The organism is Mucilaginibacter gotjawali, from assembly GCF_002355435.1.
GTDB lineage: Bacteria > Bacteroidota > Bacteroidia > Sphingobacteriales > Sphingobacteriaceae > Mucilaginibacter > Mucilaginibacter gotjawali.
On record NZ_AP017313.1, the window covers coordinates 6,020,785 to 6,039,085 of the forward strand.

Annotated in this window: 18 protein-coding genes; 6 read left to right on the plus strand and 12 right to left on the minus strand. The window is 43.8% G+C overall.

Going from position 1 to position 18,301, the window contains the following annotated elements; translation table 11 throughout:
- Positions 1-261 precede the first annotated feature (261 nt).
- The 4 genes from sqr to MgSA37_RS26475 all read left to right on the plus strand — a co-directional run bounded on the left by sqr (position 262) and on the right by MgSA37_RS26475 (position 3,844).
- Entirely contained in the window at positions 262-1,512 is a 1,251-nt protein-coding gene (gene sqr / locus MgSA37_RS26460) for a type III sulfide quinone reductase, selenoprotein subtype (protein WP_096357765.1), read from the plus strand.
- A gap of 13 nt (positions 1,513-1,525) precedes the next feature.
- Positions 1,526-1,834 (plus strand): TusE/DsrC/DsvC family sulfur relay protein, encoded by a 309-nt coding sequence (locus tag MgSA37_RS26465; RefSeq protein ID WP_096356640.1) that lies wholly within the window; start codon positions 1,526-1,528, stop codon positions 1,832-1,834.
- A gap of 19 nt (positions 1,835-1,853) precedes the next feature.
- Positions 1,854-2,336 carry a DsrE/DsrF/DrsH-like family protein gene (locus tag MgSA37_RS26470; protein ID WP_096356642.1) on the plus strand — a complete coding sequence of 161 codons (483 nt, stop codon included), beginning with the start codon at positions 1,854-1,856 and terminating at the stop codon, positions 2,334-2,336.
- A gap of 404 nt (positions 2,337-2,740) precedes the next feature.
- The gene (locus tag MgSA37_RS26475) at positions 2,741-3,844 is read left to right on the plus strand and encodes an endo-1,4-beta-xylanase (RefSeq protein WP_096356644.1); all 1,104 of its coding nucleotides are present in this window, start codon (positions 2,741-2,743) and stop codon (positions 3,842-3,844) included.
- Positions 3,845-4,071: 227 nt separating this feature from the next.
- On the opposite strand, the gene MgSA37_RS26480 is transcribed toward MgSA37_RS26475, so the two are convergent.
- The 9 genes from MgSA37_RS26480 to MgSA37_RS26520 form a co-directional block, all read right to left on the minus strand.
- Entirely contained in the window at positions 4,072-6,081 is a 2,010-nt protein-coding gene (locus MgSA37_RS26480; protein ID WP_096356646.1) for a flavin monoamine oxidase family protein, read from the minus strand.
- 25 nt (positions 6,082-6,106) lie between these two features.
- Complete coding sequence (locus MgSA37_RS26485) at positions 6,107-7,828, minus strand: alpha-keto acid decarboxylase family protein (protein WP_096356648.1); 1,722 nt, start codon at positions 7,826-7,828, stop codon at positions 6,107-6,109.
- A gap of 323 nt (positions 7,829-8,151) precedes the next feature.
- Positions 8,152-8,661 carry a glutathione peroxidase gene (locus MgSA37_RS26490; protein WP_096356649.1) on the minus strand — a complete coding sequence of 170 codons (510 nt, stop codon included), beginning with the start codon at positions 8,659-8,661 and terminating at the stop codon, positions 8,152-8,154.
- A gap of 113 nt (positions 8,662-8,774) precedes the next feature.
- Positions 8,775-8,981 carry a type II toxin-antitoxin system HicA family toxin gene (locus MgSA37_RS26495; protein WP_096356651.1) on the minus strand — a complete coding sequence of 69 codons (207 nt, stop codon included), beginning with the start codon at positions 8,979-8,981 and terminating at the stop codon, positions 8,775-8,777.
- Positions 8,978-9,181: a type II toxin-antitoxin system HicB family antitoxin gene (locus MgSA37_RS26500; RefSeq protein WP_096356652.1), complete on the minus strand. Its 204-nt coding sequence runs from the start codon at positions 9,179-9,181 to the stop codon at positions 8,978-8,980. The genes MgSA37_RS26495 and MgSA37_RS26500 overlap by 4 nt, the downstream gene beginning before the upstream one ends.
- Before the next feature lie 330 nt (positions 9,182-9,511).
- On the minus strand, positions 9,512-9,937 hold the full coding sequence (gene ybeY / locus MgSA37_RS26505; protein WP_096356654.1) for an rRNA maturation RNase YbeY: 426 nt from the start codon (positions 9,935-9,937) through the stop codon (positions 9,512-9,514).
- Positions 9,937-10,359: an ATP-binding protein gene (locus MgSA37_RS26510; protein WP_096356656.1), complete on the minus strand. Its 423-nt coding sequence runs from the start codon at positions 10,357-10,359 to the stop codon at positions 9,937-9,939. Before MgSA37_RS26510 ends, ybeY begins: the two co-directional genes overlap by 1 nt.
- Before the next feature lies 1 nt (position 10,360).
- A complete protein-coding gene (locus tag MgSA37_RS26515; RefSeq protein WP_096356658.1) occupies positions 10,361-11,920 on the minus strand; it encodes a hypothetical protein in 1,560 nt (519 codons plus the stop codon).
- Positions 11,921-11,988: 68 nt separating this feature from the next.
- The gene (locus MgSA37_RS26520; protein WP_096356660.1) at positions 11,989-13,695 is read right to left on the minus strand and encodes a DUF4175 family protein; all 1,707 of its coding nucleotides are present in this window, start codon (positions 13,693-13,695) and stop codon (positions 11,989-11,991) included.
- Positions 13,696-14,099: 404 nt separating this feature from the next.
- On the opposite strand from MgSA37_RS26520, the gene MgSA37_RS26525 reads away from it, so the two are divergent.
- Both MgSA37_RS26525 and MgSA37_RS26530 read left to right on the plus strand, forming a co-directional pair.
- The gene (locus MgSA37_RS26525) at positions 14,100-14,537 is read left to right on the plus strand and encodes a MarR family winged helix-turn-helix transcriptional regulator (RefSeq protein ID WP_096356662.1); all 438 of its coding nucleotides are present in this window, start codon (positions 14,100-14,102) and stop codon (positions 14,535-14,537) included.
- Positions 14,538-14,552: 15 nt separating this feature from the next.
- Complete coding sequence (locus MgSA37_RS26530; RefSeq protein WP_096356664.1) at positions 14,553-15,830, plus strand: MFS transporter; 1,278 nt, start codon at positions 14,553-14,555, stop codon at positions 15,828-15,830.
- A 64-nt stretch (positions 15,831-15,894) separates the two neighbouring features.
- Here MgSA37_RS26530 and MgSA37_RS26535 read toward each other — a convergent pair whose 3' ends face one another.
- Genes MgSA37_RS26535 through MgSA37_RS26545 form a run of 3 tightly spaced genes read right to left on the minus strand, consistent with a single transcriptional unit; the run spans position 15,895 to position 18,219 of the window.
- Positions 15,895-16,647, minus strand: a complete 753-nt coding sequence (locus MgSA37_RS26535) for an MlaD family protein (protein WP_096356666.1) — start codon at positions 16,645-16,647, stop codon at positions 15,895-15,897.
- A complete protein-coding gene (locus tag MgSA37_RS26540; protein ID WP_375782344.1) occupies positions 16,644-17,438 on the minus strand; it encodes an ABC transporter ATP-binding protein in 795 nt (264 codons plus the stop codon). The genes MgSA37_RS26535 and MgSA37_RS26540 overlap by 4 nt, the downstream gene beginning before the upstream one ends.
- A 1-nt stretch (position 17,439) precedes the next feature.
- Entirely contained in the window at positions 17,440-18,219 is a 780-nt protein-coding gene (locus MgSA37_RS26545; protein WP_096356668.1) for an MlaE family ABC transporter permease, read from the minus strand.
- Between the last annotated feature and the right edge of the window lie 82 nt (positions 18,220-18,301).

An 18,301-nucleotide genomic window follows, 5' to 3' on the forward strand; every position in this document is an offset into this window, starting at 1 on the left:
CTTTCGCATACTCGCTAAGCGGGGAACAAATATATATTATCTCGTTTTATTTTCTGCATCCAATCTTAAATTATTGCTTTAAAAGGCGGCAAGTATAATAGCCTGTTGCCTATTGTTTTGTATCATTTGTTACATAAAAATGGCTTTTTAAGGCTTGTGCAAACAATCATTTTTTTTGGTGCCGACAATCATTTTGTAACCAAACCAAGGTCATTATTAATCCCGCTTTGCCGTCCGAATTTTACATTCAAATACAAACACATGAAAAATCTTGTAATTCTGGGTGCAGGAACCGCCGGAACAATGATGGCAAATCACTTGCACCATCATCTTAAAACTCCCGATTGGAACATCAGTATTATTGATGAACGGGACAAACATTATTACCAGCCGGGGTTCCTGTTTCTGCCTTTCGACATTTACACGCCCGACGACATTATTAAAACTGTTGATGAGTTTATCCCAAAAGATGTGTCGCTCATTAAAAGCAGGGTCGATAAAATTTTGCCGGAAGAAAATAAAGTTCAATTAGCAGATGGCAAACAACTCGACTACGATGTGCTGATCATTGCTACCGGCGCCAAAATATCGCCAGAAGAAACTCCGGGAATGGGTGGCGAAGAATGGCAAAAGTCCGTTTTTGATTTCTACACCTTCGAAGGCGCACTTGCGCTCAGAAATAAACTGCGCGACTGGACAGGCGGCAATCTGGTGGTCCATATTACCGAAATGCCTATCAAATGCCCGGTTGCCCCACTTGAATTTGCGTTTCTGGCCGACTCTTTTTTTAAGAACAAAGACATGCGCGACAAAGTAGGAATCACTTATGTAACACCCCTGAGCGGAGCCTTTACCAAACCAAAAGCCACAGAAGCTTTAACGCATTTACTGGATGAAAAACATATCAGGATAGAAAGCGATTTTGCTATTGAGCAGGTGGATAACGAAAATAAGCAGATCATTGATTATGGCGGTCGAGCCATCCCGTTTGATATCCTGGTAACCGTGCCCACCAATAAAGGCGACGAGCTAATGGACCGATCAGGCATGGGCGACGACCTTAATTACGTGCCGACCAATAAGGCAACGCTGCAATCAAAGGTCTACCCCAATATTTTTGTTTTGGGTGATGCCAGTGATATCCCTGCCTCTAAAGCGGGCTCCGTTGCGCATTTTGAAGCAGAAATATTAACCGACAACATTTTACACTTTGTAAAAGGCGAACCTTTAAGTGAGGAGTTTGACGGCCACGCAAATTGTTTTATCGAAACAGGTAATGACAAGGCGCTGCTGATTGATTTTAACTATACGCACGAACCGGTTGAAGGCAGTTTCCCTTTTCCGGGGATAGGCCCCTTACGGTTATTGAAAGAAAGCCGCATGAACCATATGGGTAAACTGGCCTTCAGGTGGATTTACTGGAACGTATTGCTGAAGGGAACGCATATCCCCTTTGTTTCGGCAAATATGTCCGAATCCGGAAAACATTATGAAAAAGCATTGAACGAATAAAAAAAGCAACATCATGGAAAAAGTTATAGCAGGTAAACCAATTACCGTAAACGAAGAAGGTTATTTAACCGATTTTAATCAATGGGACGAAAAAGTTGGCGAGGCGATCGCCGCCGAAAACCACCTGTCCCTCACCCCAAGGCATTGGGACGTGATCAGATATTTACAAAATGAACAGAAAAACCAGGTAGCATTAAGCATCAGGCGTGTTGGCAAAAGCGGGGTGGTTGATATCAGGGAACTCTACTCGCTATTTCCGAATGCGCCGTTAAAAACTGCCACCAAAATTGCCGGCATTCCAAAACCTGCCAGCTGCATTTAACACTTAATATCAAACGATCATGAACGAAGATAAAGGCGCCATCAAAAAAATGATGATCATCCTTTCAAAAGGCACACTTGAAAATGTATACGCCGCATTTGTACTGGCCAACGGCGCCAGGATGGAAGGAATAGAAGCTGAAATATTTTTTACTTTTTTCGGCCTCGAGGCCATTCACAAAAAGAAACTGGAACATTTACATGTTGCAACCGTAGGAAATCCGGCCATGCATATGCCCACCATGCTGGGTGGCCTGCCGGGCATGGAGGCCCTGGCATCCCATATGATGAAAAAGGAAATGGAAAAAATTGATATGCCGGAAATTCCCGAATTCCTGGATATTTTAACAGCATCCGGCGTAAAGCTCTGGGCCTGTAAATTAGCTGTGGATATGTTCCATTATACAAGGGACGACCTTTACGAAGGTGTTGAGGCCATCATAACCGTAGGCGATTTCTACAAGGAAAGCGCCGGCGAAGGCGTGCACATGTTGTTTATATAATGCGGGTAGTAATACCGGCAAATACGATCCATAGCTTTGGTTAAGCCCATTGCTATGGATTACTTATTTTTTCACCAGAATCCGCAGGCCGTTTATGCCAAAATAAATACTCCGGCCGCTAAGCGTTCCGGCGTTCCATTTTTTCGCACGCGGAACACTGCGGAACGCTATGAAACACGCTCATTATCAATATGTTTCAACTTGTAACAAATCATCGCACTTCGCTAAGTGGCTGATAATCAATTCAAATCAAATTATCTTTTTTGTCAATATCGACGCATTCTCCTGATAATCAATTGCTTCAGGTTTTTCTTCTGCGCTGGCGCGGTGTGTAAAATCGCAAAGTATTGCTATGCTGCGTTAAAAACACCTATCTTTAAAAATGGAACCCATAATCCCCCCGGATGCCCGCATCATTAAAAAAATATAGCTGCTTAACGTTGTTGGCCTTTCTGTTATTTGCAGAAGGCTGCAAAAAGAGCGCCCACCCTGCCGTGGCACCTCCTGTCGCCACGTTGAAGGCGGCGGCCCCTTTTCCAATGGGCTCGGCTGTTACATCTAATGGCATTTTAAATAATTATTATTACCAGGGCGTGTTGCTTACGGAATACAACAGCATGACGGCGGATTATGAAATGAAGTTCGACATCACCGAACCTCAACAGGGCACTTTTAACTACGCCCCCGGCGATGCTATTGTTAATTTCGCAGCCCTGCACCATTTTCGGATGCATGGGCATAATTTTATTTGGCACCAGGCACTCCCGGCATGGTTGCTTACGTTCCAGGGTGATGCCCCGGCCTGGGAAAATGTTTTTAAGACCCATATTCAAACAGAAGCCGCACACTACAAGGGGCAGGTTGCTTCGTGGGATGTGGTAAATGAAGCCATCCGTGATGATAACGGACAACTACGCAACGAGGATGCAACACCTGGCGATGGCACCGGCAGCATTTGGCGGCGGCATCTGGGACCTGATTATATTGCACGGGCATTCGTGTATGCACATCAATCCGATCCGAACGCACTTTTGTTTTATAATGATTATGGCCAGGAGTGGGGCGGGATAAAGCTTGATTCAATGATTGCACTGGTAAGCGGATTAAAAAAACGGGGCATCCCTATCTCCGGCATCGGCATGCAAATGCATATTGATATTAATGTAGATACAGCTGGCATTACGTCTGCCTTAAAAAGGCTGGCAGCTACAGGCTTATTGGTTCACCTATCTGAACTGGATATTTCAGTCAACCCCGGCGCCGACCCAAATATCACTTTTACCAGTGCCCTTCAGCTGAAACAGGCTGCGCTTTACCAATTTATTGCAGAAACCTACAGGGCCTCGGTTCCAGCAGCCCAAAGGTACGGCATCACTACCTGGGAGTTTTGTGATGCGGACAGCTGGATACCGGCATTTTTCAATCGCAAAGACTGGCCCCTGCCGTTTGACGCTGCCTATAAAAAGAAACCTGCTTATTTCGGACTGCTAAAAGGACTAACCAATTAAAGGCTGGAATATCCGCCATTAAGAGACGTTGATCCTAACGTCGCATCATCCGATGACAATTCGACGCCCTTATCGCAACGGCCAAAAAAAACAACAGGATACAATATCTCGAAACTCAAAAAAAAACCGCCCCAAAAATCAATCCGGGACGGCTGGTCAGTTAACATATAGGTTTATCAATAGATTTGCCGGGCACAAACAAATGGATTAATCCCTTTACCTGAAGATCACCTGCCACAAGGACAGATAAATGGATAATTTTCGTCATCAATAATAGGTAGCACGCCAAAAAAATCATTTAATACGGATTCTGCTGTACAAAAGGCGCCTTCCACCCAGGCCTGGTCGTTTGAATAGGCCTCACCAACAATAAAAATATTGGCATCGGCATTGCTTATCAATTGCGACGGCTTACGGATCTTTTGCTGCACATCGCAAACATCGTAGTGTGCAGCGTAGGCATGGTATCCGGCATTGAATGGCGGCAGCGACCAATCCATATAGCGGCACTCCAAAGGCTCAGGTATAATACTGTAATCGGCCTGCGGGCCAAAATGCAGTGCAGCCAACTGCTGCCGCAGCATTTTCACCATTACAGCTGTTGCCTTACGCGGCCCGATCAGTGGCTGGTAATTTTCTGAAAAGGGTACTTTTTCTGCATCATTATTCCCATATTCCAGTTCTTCCCAAAAGCTTGTAAACTGCTCATCGTCATAGCTTGCAAGGATGCCGTAAACGGGCTTAGCGTCCCTGTCCAACGCGTTATTGCCAAAATAAACCACCTGCCTGATGGGGGTATCGGTAATGCTTGGGCCAATGGTGTTTCTTTGCGATGCCGCAAGCAATTCTTTTTCCTGCTCAATCGTCAAACGTTCGTTAATGCATTGCACTACCGCTTCAATAAGAGCCGCAGAAGAAGCATAAGGGGTGTTGAGGATTGTGTTGCAGTTATTGATTTTTTCGATATACCTTAAGGGGAAGCCTTTTTTTGCCAGCGCCTCAAGCACAACCATTGTTATTTCCCAGGCAAGTATCGGCGCCTGGTAAACCGGGTTATTTTTATTATTCGGATCGTTTATCCACCATGGCGTATCAAAAAACATCCCGATCTTATAGGATGGCTGCATGATCGCGGAACTAAGATAATTCTGCACCCTTTCGTGATTAAGCACGTCCAATCCTTCAACGTCCGCATAGCGCGTAGCCTGCGCTACCAGCTCCAGTGCATAAGGAGGCATTGCCAGCCATGCCGCATCGCTTACTTTTAAAGCCGCCTTTTTATCGGGATGTTCGCGGGTGGCCAAACTAAAATGAACTTTGCCGTTTTGGTCGAGGATAGAATGCAGCCGGGTGTCCGGCTGGTAATCAAATATTATCCCTTTCTGGTTCGCTAACTGTACGATGGCACTGAACAATGCATTAAACAAGCTTGAATAACCTTTGGTAAGTGTTTTATACTGGCTTCCCGGTGTAAATTCATCGTTTGCCTGGATGGCAACTGCAGCGTTCCAGTTAATGATATTGGAAGTGTACCCGTTTCCGTCGGCCGTATATTGAAACCCTTCGGATCCTAATTGATCAAACAAAAGGTTCCAGTAACCAATGTTTTTGAGTTTGTCTCCCTTCTGGAAAACAGACGACTCCGGTAGTTCCACGTTTATGGCTCCGTTTTGATAAAATTCACACCACTCTGCCCTGGTTTTTGGGCTGGCATCAGGGTCAACTGCTAAACTTTCTATCGTTGAAAATCCTGTATCCGGCGAAGTGGTCGCACCGTAATTATCAACGTTATACGGAGCAGGGTTACTTGAAGAAATATCATTCAGGTACATGTTCTTTGTCCGTAAATAAAACAGGGTGTTAGCGGATACATTGAAGGGCACTGAATATTTATCGAGGTCGAGCTTGTTAATTACGGTCGTAACCAGCCTGTGCCCCGGGTTTTGGGCGCCCGGCTGTCCGTTCCATGCAGAATACCGCATGCCGCCCAGTTCCAGGTAGGCCTGTGAACTATCATTGTTATAATGCCAGGTACATACCCTTGCGCCGGCGGCGCGGGTGCCCGGGTTTTCTTTTGTAAAATCGTATTTCCCCCAATCATATAATTCAAGGGTATCGCCGGCCAGTAATCTTTTTTCCTCTCCCTGTTTACTATCAGGCTCGCCGTTTAATAGTCGCCAGGCGGTGTACAGACCCGAGGCGCCCGCGCCAAAAATGGAATAGGTTTTATTTTTCATATCGTGTTTTATTTTTAGCGTTAACTCAGGCTGGCTCAGCGCCCAGGCGGTACATTTGTCGCGGCAGATCTTTTTCAGGGATCACCACTTCTACCAGGGTTGGTTTATCCTTTATGTCTTTGAGTTTTTCCAGTACCGTTTTCAACTCGTTTATGGTGGTTACGCGGAAGCCTTCGGCACCGAAAGCTTTTGCCAGGGGCAGGTAGTTCCACCCGGGCAGGATGTCAAATGCGTCGAATTTATATTGGGGCCCGGGTTTAAAAGCGTCCATATCTACATAAACCTGTTCAATGGCATATACGCCATTACTCATAACAAATATTACTGCGTTTAAATTATTCCGGGCGAGGGTTGAAAGCGACTGGCAAACCATCATGAAACCGCCATCTCCGGCAATTGTCCATGCGCGTTTTCCGCCTCCCAGCTGGGCGCCCGACGCGGCGCCTGTTTCAAAACCGATGCATTGCCAGGCTGCTGACGATATAAAGCTGCCTTGCGACAAGCCGTAAGCGTTAGTAGCCACGTACAATGATGAACTTACGCCAAGCGTGATAACAATATCCTTCAACAGGTTATTATCATCCAAAAACTTCATCGAATGCTGAAAAAAGCGGTTATAGGTAATGGTATCCGGTTTATCATTCCAATAGGGGTCGGAGTTGGCCAACCATGGTTCGGGGTAAGCGGGCGGCGGCGGCGCAATTGCTGGCAAGGGGTAGGTATTATCGTTTTTAAATTTATACAACAAGGCCTCCATAAAGTCAGGCATCGTTACGTTTTCATAAGTGAAATAGCCCGCCCGCACTTGCCCGGTAGTAGCCAGCACCATATCGGCGTATTTGCTTTTTATAAAAACCAGGTAATCATCGGTGATGATAGTTCCGAAGGTAAGGAAACAATCTGCACCGGTTACCAGTTGATGAACTTCATGTATGGAGGCTGCATCAGCGTAGGTCCCGATAAATTTATCGCCCCTCTCATCCAGCACTGTTTTTCCCTCGGTGGTGGTGGTGTACAACATACCGCTGGCGTCGATTATTTGTTGTAAAAGGCCGGACAACCCATGGCGGAGGATTTCAACGCCGGCGAAAATCAAGGGACTTTTCGCCGCTGTTATTTGGCTCCAGGCCTGTTCAACGGCGTTTTCAAGGGCGAGTGGGTCACTTTTAATAATAACGGGCTGCAATATACTTTCGGGCGGCATGGGGCAGGGTTCGCCCCAAACCTCTTTGTAACAAGCTATGTAAACCGGCCGTTTGTGCGTGATTGCTGCAATGAGTAAATTATCAATCTTTTCGGGGGCTCCCGCCGATGTGCTCAACGTAATTGCGCCAACGGTTACGTGCCGGTAAATTTCCTGGTCTGCCGCCATATTGCCGGTTGAATGATGATATAGCACATCATACATTTTAGTGATCTGCCGGGCGTCCGCACCGGGGCAGGCACTGATCACAACCACCGGGCTGCGTTCAACAAAAGCGCCGGCGATGGCGTTAAGGGCACTGAAGGTGCTCACCCCATATTGCAGCGAAACAGCACCGAGCCCCCGGGTGCGTCCGTAAGCGTCGGCAGCATATGCAGCATCCAGCTCGTTAACTGCACCAATTGCATTAACCCCGTCAAAATACTCCAGGGCCTGGGTGAAGTGTTTTACATAATCCCCCGGTATTTGAAACACCTCCGTCACATTCAATTGCTTTAGGCGGGTTAACAAATAGTCGGCTACGGTAAATGGTTGGGCTTGCATGGTGATACGGGTTAGGGAGGATGAAATTCATTTTTTATTGGCAAAAGTACCGGCTTAAAATAATAGAAAACCAAACGGCTATCCGCTGTAATTGCGCTAACAATGGCTGGTTATCTGAGTATTGTTTAGTATAAAGCTAAACTAAATTTAAACACGGTGGTTGTAAATTACACCAACGGGCTTAATGTATATACGATTGCGGAGAATAGCTATACCAATGTATTATGATAGCCCTGCAGGGGACAGGCTGTTGGCCCGGTGCATCATAAAAAAGCCGCCTCAAAAATTAATTTTGAGGCGGCTAAAAAATCTTTAATCCCGGCTTACAAATATTTTGTCAGGTCAGGAGACAACGGTGTTGTTTGCGAGCGGAAACGGTGGATCAATTTGCCATTTTCGTCGATCAGGAATTTTTCAAAGTTCCATTTGATCTCTCCGGTAAAGTCAGGATTTGGCGCTTCGGTCAGATATTTGAACAGTGGGCATATATCGTCGCCTTTAACGCTAACTTTTTCGCTTAAGGGGAAAGTTACGCCGAAGTTCTTTGAACAGAATGTTTTGATCTCGGCTGCTGTTCCGGGTTCCTGCTGTCCAAAGTTATTGGCAGGGAACCCCACCACAACTAATTTGTCTTGGTAAAGGTCTGCAAGCTTTTGCAGTTCGGCATATTGTGGTGTAAAGCCGCATTTGGATGCGGTGTTAACTACTAACACTTTTTTCCCCCTGTACTTAGCCAGCGAGAAATCCTGTCCGTCAATGTTTTTTAATTTGAAATCATAAACTGAAGATGGAGCAATGAGCATCGTTGCAAAAATTAAAAAAAGTATTTTCATGTTTTTAAAAGATTGGTTTCAAAAGGCGTATAATCAGGGTAAAATTAGCCAATAAAACTTCTTTTGTTTAAATAGAAATCTTCTTTTTGTGTCATTTTTTGTTCCTCTGTTTATTACAGTTCTTCGTCGCTTATTTCCGCTATACTCATCAATTTTTTCTGTAAGCCGATCTTAAGGTCTTCATTTTTGTGAACAGGAACCGAAATAATCTCAGTTTTTCCAGGATGCGTGTAAATATGGTGGCTGCCATTAATTCTTTTCAGATTCCAGCCTTTTTGTTCTAATATTTTAATGAACTTTTTCCCACTTAAGGTCTTCATACGGCTAACTCCAAAACCGTATCGTGTTCCCCGATGGAATCCGGCTCAATTTCAACCATCAAACACCCCTCAACTGCTTCATAAATGTTAGGAATCAACTCCTCCATGGTTTCAGCCTGCGTCACGCATCCCGGCAAAGCAGGAACTTCAGCCCACAAACCGCCTTCTTCAGCAACATGTATAATTACTTTTAATTTCATAAAAATGCTTTCTCAAATTTAACGATTAAAACTAATATAACGTGAGCTCGATATAAGCATTTAATATCCATTGTAGTATGCTCCGCCTCGTGGCGGACTACCGCTTTGTAGAAACCAAATACCAAGCATAATTGCCACGTCAGTGGCTACCCTTCGCGAATGGGTAGCCGCTGACGCAGCAAAAACAACGTTTGAACATCGTATTACAAAGCGGTAGTCCGCCACGAGGCGGAGCAAAAGTTTTTCTTATCTCGAACTCACGTTAATATAAGGAATTAGGTGAAATGCGCAAAAATACCGGCAACAGAGGGTTGCTGAATACGGCGACAACTAAAAACTTCTTTTGTTCAAATAGAAATCCTCTTTTTGTGTCATTTTTTGCTTGGTGGCAGGAGTTTTATCTTTATAGCCCAGCAAATGCAAGGCCCCGTGAATGATAACGCGGTGTAGTTCGTCGGTTTCGCTGGTACTAAATTTTGCGGCGTTTTCGCGGATACGCTCGATGGAGATAAAAATGTCGCCGATAATAACCTTTTCTGTTTCTGAATTGTCAAAGGTTACGATATCTGTATAGGTATCATGGTTTAAGTATTGCTGGTTGATCTGCAATAAATAAGCATCGGAACAAAAAATATAATTGAGCTCTTTTAGTTTATAACCCTCTGCAAGTATGGTCTGGGTGATCCATTGCCTTACGAGGGTTTTATTTTTTAACTTGTAGGTGATGTCTTCTTCAAAAAAATGGATTGCGGGCATTATAATTTAAAGTGAAGTTCAACTTCGTTGCCTTTGGTATTAAAAATGCATTGATCGGCCAGGTGTTTCATGATGAAGACTCCCCTGCCTGTTAAGTTTTCCAGGTTTTCCGGCGATGTTGGATCTGCCAGGTTATTATAATCAAACCCTTCACCTTCATCGGTAACGGTCCATATAATGCGGCGATTTTCAATTTCGGCATTAATAATAACCTTTTTTGCGGGGTCGAGCTTGTTACCGTGTACAATAGCGTTAATTGCGGCCTCACTAAGTGTAGTCATCATATTAGCAAAAGTATCTTCACTAATTTTGTGTTTATCGGCAATTTCTTCTATCAAATTTTCCAGCAGTGTTATGCTTTCCTGTTTTGAAGGCAATTGTAAGGTATACATTTCACTTGTTTGAACATTTGATTGGTCCATGTCATTTAGCGTTGAGTAGATCAAAGTAAGATTTTATTTTTAATTTATAATAAAAATTTAGTGCAGGCGGTATAGTTTTTACCTGCTCAGTTTGTTTTTCATTGGCCTGCCTGTATTCCTGCAGTGCTTTAATATAACCCGGTGGGACATCTTTCCCTGCATGGCTTTCGCGCTGCTGGTCCTGTTCCCGCTGTTGTTCAGCCTTTTCAGCCTCCAATAACCGGCTTTGTATTTGTTGCTGGCGTTTGATGGCTTCTTCCGATATTCTCCTGTTTACGAGATCGCGTTCAGTTTGTTCCATTTGTTGTGAAATTTTATCCAAATTTCCCAAACTACCTGTACCGTCCTTATTTTCCTGCCTGTTTAACTGCTGCAAGGCCTCTCTTATCTCTTGTTGCTGACGCGCTAATTTAGCTAATTGTTCACTAATATTTTCATTATTTCCATTTTGACTTTTTCCCGGGTTTCCCTGTTGCTGCATTTGCTCCCGGGCCTTCTGCATGTTTTGATTTAATTGTTGCTGCATCCGGGCCAGCGATGAAACCGATTGCTGTTTCCCCTTGCCTTTGCCGCTTTTCCCTTTGCTCATCGCATTTTGCAACTGATCAAGCGCTTCACTTAGCATTAATGCAAGGTTGTTCATGGAGGTCATGGCATATTGCTGATTGCGCGAGGCTTCCGGCGTAACGCGCTCGCCTAAATTCTGCAGCGCCTTGTCAATATGGTCATTTATACCTGCTATTTCCTGGTTAACGGTGGTTTGTATCTGCGGAATGCGCCGGCTCAGGGCGTAAAGACTATCCTCTGCTGTTTTAAGGTTATCTTTAATGTTTTTTTGTGTTTGCGACAGCGTGATATAATTGGGATCGTTCGTACTGGTATTTTTTAATGTTTGCATTACCTTTTCCTGCGCGAACGAGCTATTGACCAGGTTTTTCAATAATTCGCGCAATTGCTGTGCGTCAACCGTGTTTTGGCTTTCTTCACCCTCCTGCTCCTTTTGCTGCATTTTTTCAGAAAGCGCCTTCATCTGGCCCGCAGCCTTCTGCTGTGATTGCGCTGCTTTTTTCGGATCGTTCTTGCTCAATTCGTCCGAGCTTTTCTGCATTTGCTGGTCAATATTCTGCTCCTCCTGCTTTGGGTTATCAAATTCCTGCTTATGTTCAGCCTGTTCATTGGTTTTTTGCAGGTCGTCCAATGATTTTTTGATATCCTGGAAATTCTTATTCAAATTCTCCTGTTCCTTTTGCAGGTCCTTTGCGTTGGCATCGGGTTGCCTGGCTTGTTCTGATAATTGTTGCTGTTCCTGCGCCAGGTTCTTTAACTGGTCGGCGTTTTGATTCAGCTTTTGTTCAAACTCCAGTTTTTTATACAACTCCAGCATACGGTCAAGCTCTTTTTTCAGGGACTTATTATCCATCTGCATTTTCGATAATTGATCCCTTGTCCCTTCTTTCTGTTCCTGCTGCAGCATTTGGGCCAGTTTTTGCAGCATTTCTTCGGTTTTCGGATCCAGTAACTTATCCAGCAACTGCTCCATCTGCTGTTGCTTTTCGCTCAAATTTTTATCCTGCTGCTGGTTTTCCTGCCTGTTAAATAAATTCTTTTTATTCTCTCCCTGTATTTCCTTTACCAGGTCGTCCAGATCCTTCTTTTTTGCATCAGGTCCTGGATCTGCTTTTTTTCATCAAATGAAAGGTTGTTTTTATCCAGCAACAGCTCATTCAGTTTTTGGGATTCGCGCTCTACCTGACCGGCAAGTTTTATAGCCGACTCCATTTTCTGTTTCACTTGCTGGGTGCCGGCATTTAATTCGTTATTCAATTCGGCGGCATCGGGGATGTGAAGCGAATGCTCGGGCGACCGCACCTTTTTGGGCCCATTTACGCCATCATTATCAGCAACTTCAAAATAATAGGTTACCTGGTCGCCGGGTTTTATGCCCATATCTTTAAGGCTCCAATAATAAAAAAAGCCGGCCTGGGTTTGGCTCAAATCAGCCTTAACCTGTTTGGTGTATGTTTTAAGATTTACTTTATCTGCCGGGTCGCCCACTTTATAATTAAAGGTGAGCGACGAGAACCCATGGTCGTCCTGTATGCTCCCGTTAAAATAAAGCGTTTTGATGCTCACCGAGTCCTGTTTTTCCTGCACGGTAATCGTGGGTATTTCGTCGGCTATCACATTTAACCGGTAACTGGCCGAATCGCGACGATTAGCCATCGCATTCAGCGGTATAATTTTATAAACACTGTTTTTGATGACCCTTTCCCTATGCTCAAATACATCCGGAGCAGCAGGGTTAACCATCACCGGTCTTCCATTTATTAAAAACTGTAATGCCGTAGCGTTTTGGGTATGGAAGTTCCATTTTACTTCGGTGCCGGCAGGTATGGTCAAATCGCCGGCATTAGGAATCGTTTCCTTTTTTTTATGCAGATAGGCCGGGTAATTCAGGTCGGCATCAAAATGCAGCAGGGCCGGGCGCAAATTTACTTTTATTTCATAGGGCGCAGATGTAAAGCCATTTGCGGTGAGCTTAAACGAGGTGTTTTTTTGTATATTGGTAAACAGGTAATGGAATTTGCTGATATTCTCCTTATCCAGTTTAAAGGTATTGTTCGCTGTTTCCACGTAAACATCTGCGGGGAGCTTGTCGCCCTGCAATTTCAGGTCGAGCTTCAGGTCGTCGCCCTGTACAACAGACAATGTTTTGTTCTGCACGATAAAATTGAAAGGGGCGGCCGGCACAAAATATTCATTATGCCTGATGAGCCTTTTTGTGCTTTCGGTAAGTACCGATGGCGCGGCCAAAGCAATAATACAAATGATCGCCGCCGGGAAAATTACCCATTTTAAATATTTAGCATTCTCTTTGATATTAATAGCCGCCGGAAAGCTAACCGGCTTTAATGTCTCTATTTTTTGGTCGATTCCGGCTTCAATCAATGCCCGGTGCCGCGGATCGGCATCCGACAATTTCTTAAGCTGAAGCGTATTGAGCAGCTTATCATTTACGTCGCTAAAATGTTTCCCTATTATTTCTGCTGCCTGGTCGTGGGTTAAGGTTTTTCCTAATTTTAGCCACGCCAGTAAGGAGGGGAGTATCAGCCAGGCAATAAAACCAATATTGAGGAAAATAAAAAAGTAGAACAGGATAGTGCGGAAAAGAATATTAAAATTGCCGAAATACTCGCTCACGGTAATTACAACATAAGCCGAAAATAGCCCCGCGCCCAAAAAGATCAGGCCCCGTAAAAACCGGTTAAAATAGTATTTACGGATAAACAGGTTTATCTTTTCAATCAAAAGCTCATAGTTACCGGCAGTATTCATAATTCAGTACTATTCAGTTTCTTTTAACGCAAATACAAGTTTAATAATATAATTGGGTTTTTAGTTGATTGGGTTGGATTAAGTTGATTGAGTTGACTAAGTTACTGCCAGGAAAACCGCCAATTTAAGAAGTGCGTGATCTACGACGCGGTGTGACAGATGAAACACTTGGATTACAATTTTATATAAAAAACTAATAAACAGCCTGTTATCAAATACCCGTGAAATAGCATGTACCCCCTTTTTATCCAAAATCTTCAAAAAACTTGTATTTCCAATGTAAAATCCAACTCAATCAACTTAATCCAACCCAATCAACCTATTCCTGACCTTAGGGTGATAAAACTCTCAAAAAATCGATCGATATTTGTAAGGTAAACTTATTAGTTTAGCTTACAATTTAAATGGAACATCAGCAAAACCTTCAATTTGCATCAGATTTGCGGACGGTTTTTAACCGTTTGATCAAAAAAATCAGGAAAGAATCGCCCACCGGGCAAACGTTCTCTTTCACCGAACGATCTACAATGGGTTTGTTGTATGAGCATAAGGCTTTGTTGCCCAGCGAACTTGCCGCCATGGAAATGATCACCAACCAAAGCATGTCTCAGGTTTTGAATCATTTGTTTGAGATGGGGTATATCATTCGCATACCATCGGCCACCGATAAAAGAAAAGTTAACATTTCTCTTTCAGAGGAGGGAGAAAAAATCTTTTTGCAGTTTAAAAACGAACGCGATGAATGGCTGCTTAATGCGATTGAGAAAACCTGCACCCCCGAAGAGAAGGAATTGCTGAAAAAAATAATTGTTCCGTTTACCAAACTGGTTGAATTTAAGTGAGAAAGAAAAGATTAAATGAGTACAGACACCATTAAAAACGCAAGAACATTCAGGGCTTTTAAAAGCCGTAACTACCGTTTATTTTTTACCGGGCAATCCATCTCGCTTATTGGCACCTGGATGCAAAAAACCGCCGTAAGCTGGGTGATATATACTTTAACCCATTCCACCTTTATGCTGGGGCTAACGCTTTTTGCCAGCCTGTTCCCTGCATTTATATTTTCACTCATCGGAGGTGTAGTATCCGACAGGTATAACCGTTACAAGGTTTTGCTCACCACCCAGGTGGCTTCGCTGATACAAGCCGTTTTACTGGCCATACTCATCCTGCTTAAACACTACGAAGTTTGGGAAATATTAACGCTGAGCGTAGTTTTAGGTATCATCAATGCTTTTGATGTACCTGCACGGCAGTCGCTGGTGTACGAAATGGTGGAAGATAAAGAAGACCTGCCAAATGCACTCGCGCTAAATTCTTCAATGGTTAACCTTTCGCGTATTGTTGGGCCTGCCCTCGCGGGCCTGGTTTTGGAGGGTATTGGCGACGGCGCCTGTTTCTTACTCAACGCCTTAAGCTTTGTTGCGGTAATTATTTCGCTTTTAATGATGAAATTGCCTCAATACAAACATGTTATACATAAAAAAAATGTTTTTGGCGAACTAAAGGAAGGATGGGCCTATATTAAAAGCACACCATCCATATCGTTTGTACTGATCATGCTGGCGCTGGTTAGTTTGCTGGTATTACCCTTCAGCACCCTGGTTCCCTATTATGCCCGTGATGTTTTCCATGGCACGGCAACAACTTTTGGTGTAATAGACAGTTTTATAGGCCTCGGCGCATTTTTGGGCGCTATTTTCCTGGCATCCCTAAAATCAGGAACCGACCTCAGGCGTATTCTTTTCTTAAATACCCTGATTTTTGGCGCCGGGCTGGTCCTTTTTTCGCATGAGCACATTTACTGGCTGGCCTTATTATTTGTTACTGTTGCAGGGTTCGGCATGATGTCGCAGATCACGGTAACCAATACCATCATTCAAACAACTGCTGATCCAAAAATGCGTGGCCGGGTGATCAGCTTTTATGCGCTGGCCTTTTTCGGCATGCAGCCACTGGGCGGTTTACTTGTTGGTACCATCTCCAAATATATCGGCCCCAATGATACCTTAATGGCCCAGGGCATGGCCGCTTTATTATTAGGCGGAATACACTGGCGGTTTTTGCATAAAGAGAAATTGAAAAAACAACAGGCAATGCTTTTGGATAATGACCGGAAATTTCAAACGGCCTGATCCTGCAGCTTTAACCCAATTTTTTTCGTAAGCGGGCTGGTGGTGTTGTATGGCCAATTCCTGTTTACTGTTTCGTTGCTGGTGTTCCTGCGGCCTCTGCCCTCTTTATCGAATCCTGTTGCTCCTTCTTCTTTTTCTTCTTAAAAAATCCCTTTAACAAAAAGTTACTTTGAGCCGCTTTCAGGTCTGTATTTAAAGTAGTAGTAGTTTTGTGTACATTCTGCATGGTAGTTTTTGCCTGCCGAACGGTTCCTTCAAGATCCTTTGACAGTTTATCGCTGTTCAATAACCGCCCAATACTTCCCTGCCCGCTGTTTACTTTAGCAACAATTTGCGACAAGCCGCCTGTAAGCGTTTCTGCATTGTCAATCACTTTCGTCATTTTAGCGATTATCCGGTCAACATCAACCGGGTTAACAGCGGTTAACTGATCTCCGTTTTTCACTATCTCTGTGCTGGTTATACCCCCGGGGGCAATAACAATCAATTTATCACCCATTAAGCCATCGCTGCCAATGCTTATTTTGGAATCTTTTTTAATAAATTTTCTGACATCGCTGTTTAAGGTGAGGTCAACCCGGGCAGCGCTGTCGGTTACTATATTAATTGCCTGTACCACCCCTACATTGATCCCGGCAAAACGCACGTTATTGCCTACCTGTAACCCGTTTACGTTTTTAAAGGTGCCGTATACCGCAAATGTCGAACTGAAAAGATTTTTTCTGTTCCCTATAAAAAAGATGGCCAGTACCAATACAAGCAGGCCGGTAAAAGTAAAAAAGCCGATTTTTATTTTTTGGCTGGATGTTGTTTTCATAATATGTCTTTAAAAAAAGATGCTACAATTTTGTTGTTTGATTTATGAAGGCTTTCAAAAGTACCTTCAGCTATAAATTCTCCGTTATCCATTATCATCATGCGGTCGGCCGCTATCCGGGCACATTCCATATCATGCGTAATAATGATTGATGATGTTTTATATTTTTTTTGTATACTCAATATCAAATCACTGATCTCTCGCGAGGTGATCGGGTCAAGCCCGGTGGTCGGTTCATCATATAATATGATCTCCGGGTTTACAATGATGGTACGCGCCAGGCCTGCTCTTTTCCGCATCCCACCTGATAAATCAGACGGCATTTTATCTATTGCCTCAAGGAGGCCAACCCCATCGAGCGCCTCTTCAACTCTTTTATCAATTTCCGCCTGATCGGTTAATTTCAACACCCGCGTTAACGGGAATTCCAAATTTTCTCTAACGGTCATCGAATCATACAATGCCCCGCTTTGAAATAAAAAGCCGATTTTTATCCTTAGTTCCTTTAGTTGTTTGTCGTCCATATCTGCAACTTCATCGCCAAATACGGTAAGCGAGCCGGCATCCTGCTTCAACAAACCCACTATACATTGGATAGTTACAGATTTGCCTGTGCCCGATCTTCCTAAAACAACTATATTCTCGCCCCTTTTCAATTCAAGGTTAATGTCCTTTAAAACATCTTTTTCTCCGAAGGATTTCTTCAACCCTTTAATGGATATCACCACTTCATTTTTGTTTTTCGCGGTTTCCGATTGATCGTTATTTGTCCTCACTATTTCCATCTCCATCCTATTTATAAAACAATAAACTGGTAAGCTGCACCGCGATGGCGTCGATAACGAAGATCCATAAGGAGGCGGTCACAACAGCTGAATTTGCTGCAATGCCAACGCTTTCGGTACCTTTATTTGAATGGAAACCTTTGTAACAACCCACAAAACCTATGGCAAAGCCGAAAAATATGGTTTTAATAAAGGCGGGCAGGAAATCAGAGAAATCAATTGATGCCACTACTTTGGTAAAATAGAGGCTAAAACTCATATTATCCCGGAGATTTAACGCGAGGAAACCCCCAAAAAGTCCAATTACATCGCCAATTACTGATAAAATAGGCACCATAATGGTTGTTGCCAGGATACGGGTAACCACCAGGTATTGCTGCGGGTTTGCCCCTGATACTTCCATAGCATCCAGTTGCTCCGTAACTTTCATGCTACCCAGTTCTGCACCAATGCTTGATGCTATTTTACCGGCGCATATTATTGCGATGATCACCGGGCCAATCTCCCGTATAAATGAAACAGACAGCGTTTTGGGTAACATACTGGCTGCACCAAAGGCAACAAGCGTGGGCCGGAGCTGCACAATTAATACCACGCCCATAATAAATGAGGTAATACCCACCAGCATCATGGACCGGTAGCCGATTTCGTAACATTGCCGAACAAATTCCGACCATTCAAAGCCTCCGGTGAAAATGTTCCTGAAAAATTTTAAAAAAAAGTCCACCTGGTCGCCGATACCTTCGAGCCACTTCTTCCAGCCGGGAATTGCTATTTCTTCTGCCATATAACTATATTCATTTTAAAAAAACTATCTCAATAAAATTTGAAGCTATGAGCGACCTTAAAGTTTGGGGTGATCCTTTATT